General features: G+C 67.2%; 3 protein-coding genes and 2 pseudogenes. 2 read left to right on the forward strand and 3 right to left on the reverse strand.

The window, feature by feature from the left end; all coding sequences use genetic code 11:
* Positions 1–285, reverse strand: a pseudogene (locus WBV89_RS07510) (ATP-dependent DNA ligase); the annotation flags it as partial.
* A 140-nt stretch (positions 286–425) separates the two neighbouring features.
* Between WBV89_RS07510 and WBV89_RS07515 the strand changes: the two are divergent.
* Together WBV89_RS07515 and WBV89_RS07520 are read left to right on the forward strand one after the other, a co-directional pair.
* Positions 426–2,357 (forward strand): 2-oxoacid:acceptor oxidoreductase subunit alpha, encoded by a 1,932-nt coding sequence (locus tag WBV89_RS07515; RefSeq protein WP_423980714.1) that lies wholly within the window; start codon positions 426–428, stop codon positions 2,355–2,357.
* Positions 2,354–3,376, forward strand: a complete 1,023-nt coding sequence (locus tag WBV89_RS07520) for a 2-oxoacid:ferredoxin oxidoreductase subunit beta (RefSeq protein ID WP_423980715.1) — start codon at positions 2,354–2,356, stop codon at positions 3,374–3,376. The genes WBV89_RS07515 and WBV89_RS07520 overlap by 4 nt, the downstream gene beginning before the upstream one ends.
* Before the next feature lie 38 nt (positions 3,377–3,414).
* Here the strand turns inward: WBV89_RS07520 and WBV89_RS07525 are convergent, their stop codons facing one another.
* Both WBV89_RS07525 and WBV89_RS07530 read right to left on the reverse strand, forming a co-directional pair.
* Positions 3,415–4,479 carry an ABC transporter ATP-binding protein gene (locus WBV89_RS07525; protein ID WP_423980716.1) on the reverse strand — a complete coding sequence of 355 codons (1,065 nt, stop codon included), beginning with the start codon at positions 4,477–4,479 and terminating at the stop codon, positions 3,415–3,417.
* Between the two features lie 16 nt (positions 4,480–4,495).
* Positions 4,496–5,075 (reverse strand): annotated as a pseudogene (locus WBV89_RS07530) (hypothetical protein); the annotation flags it as partial.

The following is a 5,075-nucleotide window of genomic DNA, read 5'->3' on the forward strand; positions in this document are numbered from 1 at the left end:
CTGCACACCGCTGCCGTGCATCGCCTCGATCGCGCGCAGCGACCGATCGACGTCGGCCACGGTCAGGGTCGCCGACGCGGCCGGCGAATTCCGCACCTCGGCCAACGTCGCCCATCCGACCCCGATCCGGCCGAGCGGAGTGGTGCCGACGAGGAACGCGATCGTCGCCTCGATCTCGCCCGGCTCGACACGCCGAAGGACGTCGGCGAGCAGGCCGACCTTCTCGTTGCGCTTCGTCGTCGATGCGACCGCGACCGACGCCTGCGCCAGTTCCTCGAACCACATCGCGGAAGTTTCGCACCGATTGCGCATTCCGCGGCGTCCGTGGCGGGGTCGGACGGGGTCGAGTCGCTACGGTGAATGTTGTCGCCGTTGGGGAACGGCAATCATCCACATCACCAATGATTTCTTTGGGGGAATCACATATGACCGACACGATCGAACGGTCGGACACAGCGGGCGACGACCGGGTCCTCGACCACCTCGTCGTCCGCTTCGCCGGCGACTCCGGCGACGGAATGCAGCTCACCGGGGACCGATTCACGTCGGTGAGCGCGTCGTTCGGGAACGACCTGTCGACGATGCCCGACTTCCCGGCCGAGATCCGGGCGCCCGCCGGCACGGTCAACGGAGTCTCCGCGTTCCAGGTGAACATCGCCGACCACGAGATCACCACGCCGGGCGACGAGCCCAACGTCCTCGTGGCGATGAACCCCGCCGCGCTCAAGGCCGACCTCCATCGCCTGGAGGTCGGCGGCACGGTCATCGTCAACGAGGACTCGTTCGACGAACGCAACCTCGAGAAGGCCGGATACACCGGCGTCGACGACGAGGCGATCAACCCGCTCGATGACGGCACGCTGAACGGGTACCGCGTCCTCAAGGTCCCGATGACCAGTCTCACGAAGCAGGTGTGCGAGCCACTCGGGATCAAGCCGCGCGACGCGGAACGGTCGAAGAACTTCTTCGCGCTCGGACTCGTCTCGTGGATGTACACCCGCCCGGTCGAGCCGACCGAGGAGTGGATCGGCGAGAAATTCTCCAAGAACGAGAAGGTCGCGGCGGCGAACACGGCTGCGTTCCATGCCGGGTTCAACTTCGGCGAGACGACCGAGGCGGTCGGGCATCGCTACGAGGTCCGCCCCGCGACGTTGCCACCCGGCACCTACACCTCGATCACCGGTAACCAGGCGCTGGCGTGGGGACTCGTCGCGGCCGGACAGCTCGCGAAGCTACCGATCACCCTCGGGTCGTACCCGATCACTCCGGCCAGCGACATCCTCCACGAACTGTCGAAGCACAAGCACTTCGGAATCCGCACGGTGCAGGCCGAAGACGAGATCGCCGCGGTGGGCGTTGCGCTCGGCGCGTCGTTCGCCGGCCATCTCGGGATCACGACCACGAGCGGACCCGGTGTCGCGCTCAAGAGCGAGACGATCTCACTGGCTGTCGCGATCGAGCTTCCGCTCCTGATCATCGACATCCAACGCGGCGGTCCCTCGACCGGGCTCCCGACCAAGACCGAGGCGAGCGACCTCAACATCGCGCTCCACGGGCGTCACGGCGAATCGCCGCTTCCGGTCATTGCATCGTCCAGCCCCGCCGGGTGTTTCGACACGGCGATCGAGGCGGCGCGGATCGCACTCAAGTACCGCACCCCGGTGATCCTGCTCAGCGACGGATACCTCGCCAACGGATCCGAACCGTGGAAGCTCCCGGACGTCTCGGAGCTGCCGGACATCTCGGTTCCGTTCGCAACCGAGATGAACCATGAGGACGACGACGGAAACATGGAGTACTGGCCGTATCTGCGCGATCCCGAGACCCTGGCGCGACCGTGGGCGATCCCCGGAACGCCGGGTCTGATGCACCGCGTCGGCGGCCTCGAGAAGGCCGACGGAACCGGCAACATCGACTACACGCCGGAGAACCACGAACGGATGACCGAGCTCCGCGCCGCCAAGGTCGCGGCCGTCGCCGACGACATCCCACCGACCGAGGTCGGCGGCGACGCCGATGCCGATGTCCTGGTTCTCGGCTGGGGGTCGACGTGGGCGGCGATCGATGCCGCCGTGCAACGCCGACGTCGCGCCGGGGTGAAGGTCGCCAAGGCGCACATCACCCATCTCAGCCCGCTTCCACCCGACCTCGGCGACCTCCTGCGGCGTTATCGGCGCGTGATCCTCCCCGAACTCAACCGCGGTCAGTTGGCCCACCATCTCCGCGGCACCTACCTGATCGACATCACCTCGGTGTCCAAGGTCCAGGGTCTGCCGTTCAAGTCACGCGAGATCGAGGATGCCATCGATGCCGCCGCGAAAAGTCTCGGCGACGAAGAGAACGGAGCTGCGTCATGAGCACCGCACAGGTGGCCGTCACCACGAAGAAGGATTGGACCAGCGACCAGGAGGTCCGCTGGTGCCCCGGCTGCGGCGACTACGGGATCCTCCTCGCCGTCCAACAGCTGATGCCCGAACTCGGCGTCTCCCCCGAGAACACGGTGTTCGTGTCGGGGATCGGCTGTTCGAGTCGATTCCCGTACTACATGGACACGTACGGGATGCACTCGATCCACGGCCGTGCGCCGGCGATCGCGACCGGCATCGCAACCGCTCGACCCGACCTCGACGTCTGGGTGATCACCGGCGACGGCGACGGTCTGTCGATCGGTGGCAACCACTTGATCCACGCACTCCGGCGCAACGTCAATCTGAACATCCTGCTGTTCAACAACCGGATCTACGGACTCACCAAGGGCCAGTACTCCCCGACGTCCGAGGTCGGCAAGGTCACCAAGTCGACACCGCTCGGATCGGTCGACGCCCCGTTCAATCCACTGTCGGTTGCGCTCGGCGCCGAGGCAAGCTTCGTGGCCCGCACCCACGATCTCGACCGCAAGCACATGCAGGACACGTTCCGTGCCGCTCACGAGCATCGCGGCGCGTCCTTCGTCGAGATCTACCAGAACTGCAACGTCTTCAACGATGGCCAGTTCAACGACGTGACGAAGAAGAACGTGCGCGAGGACATGATGATCGACCTCGTCCACGGCGAACGGATCCTGTTCGGCGCCGAGCGACAGCGCGGCGTGATGCAGGGCACCGACGGTTTCCTCCACATCGTCGACGTGGCTGACGTGGGTCTCGACCAGATCCTCGTCCACGACGAGAAGGACCACCGCCCGTCACTCGCCTTCGCCCTCGCCCGGCTCAACACGGACGACCATTCGCCGACACCGTTCGGGGTCTTCCGCAACGTCGAGCGCACCGAGTACGCGCAGGCGGTGAGCGACCAGGTGGTCGAGGCGAGTGAGCGGCGCGGTCCGGGCGACCTCGAGACGTTGCTCGCGTCGAACGGCACCTGGGTGGTCGACTGACGGCGCACGGACCTCGATCGGACCGCAGGTCCGGTCGGTCAGACGATCCGGCGCCCGTCGGCCGGATCGAAGATGAGTGCCCGCTCGACGCGGAACCTCAATCGAGTACCGATCTCCGCGTCCGCGGCCGACCCGGTCGCGGTGATCATCCGTCCACCCCAGGTGCACAGCAGGGAGGCACTGGCGCCACCCGGGATGACGCGTCGCAGCGTTGCGACCGCATCCCCGCTCGCGTCGCGCCGTAAGTCATCGGGACGGACGGCCATCCACACGGTCCGTCGGATGTACTCGTCGAGCCCGGGTGCCCAGGCGCGCATCCGGACCGCATCGCCGGACTCCAGCCAGAAGCCGTCGCCATCGGACCGGACGGTCACGTCCAGGATCCACAGCGGTCCCGTCGCGTGCGCGACCGCGACCGTCGCCGGCTCGTCGTACACGTCGGTCGTCGTCCCGAACTGCACGACTCGGGCCGGGGAGCCATCGAGCACCACAAGCGTCGACGCGAGCGACATCGCGTCGACGGGGTCGTTGGTCGCGACGACCGTGGTGACGCCGTACCCGCGTTGGAGCAGTCGGATCTCGGAGCGCATCGTCGCCCGCAACTGCTCGTCGAGCGGGGCGAAGGGCTCGTCGAGCAACAGGACCTTCGGCGTGCGCACCATCGTGCGGGCGATCTGCACGAGCTGCTGTTCACCTCTCGACAGACTCGATGGGCGGCGTCGGAGCAGATGCTCGATGTGCATGGCCCGGGCCTCGGCATTCACCCGGTCGCGGATCGCATCGGCGGTTTCGTGCCGGACCTCGAGCGGGAACTCGACGTTGCGTCGCACGTTGCGGTTCGGGAGCAGTGCGGGCGACTGGAAGACCATCCCGATGTCGCGTTGCGACACCTCGACCGTTGTCATGTCACGACCGTCGAACTCGATTCGTCCCTCGGCCGGGATGACGAGTCCGGCGATCGCCCGCAGCAGGGTCGACTTGCCGATCCCCGAGGGTCCGACCACGGCCGCACACGTGCCGTCGGGGACGTCGAGCGAGATGCGGTCGAGGATCGTCCGCCGGTCGAGCACGGCGGACAGGTCGGTGAGCGTGACGGAGGCCATGGCCCGCGTCAGTCTCTCACGCCCCCAGCACCCAGCCTTCCTCGTCGAGCACAGCTCGGCGCGGACCCTTCTCCAGCGAGCCGATCCCTGCGAAACGCACGTGCGCTGCGAGGAGTCGAGCAGTCTCGATCACCTGCACCTCGTCACGCACCCGGCCGGCGAGGGCGGGAAGGGTGTACAGCGACGGCCAGACCTCGGCGATCACCACATCGGACATCGGATCGCCTTCGGCGGTGAACGGCCACACGTCGACGGTTCTGCCACCCGACACGAGCGAGCGTTCCAACCGGGCCAGTCGGGGAATCCCGAGCAGGCTCTGACTGCCGACGCTGCCCGCACCCAGCAGCTGCCAGGCCGAGAACGGTCGCCGACCACCGCGTCGGAGTTCGTGTTCCACCCGCCGCCACTCCTCGAGCGGTTGGGGATCGACCTTCGTCGACGTCAATGTTGGTGTTCGTCGACTCGGCGGACACCCCCAGAAGGGGCCGGGGCCGTCACCGATGCGGGCGTTGAGGCGTGCGGCGACGTCGAAGCGGTTGTTGGTGTTGTCGTCGGCATCGACCACCCAGCCGGTGAGCAGGTTCCACATCGCGCGC

This window comes from Ilumatobacter sp., from assembly GCF_049588435.1.
Lineage (GTDB): Bacteria > Actinomycetota > Acidimicrobiia > Acidimicrobiales > Ilumatobacteraceae > Ilumatobacter_A.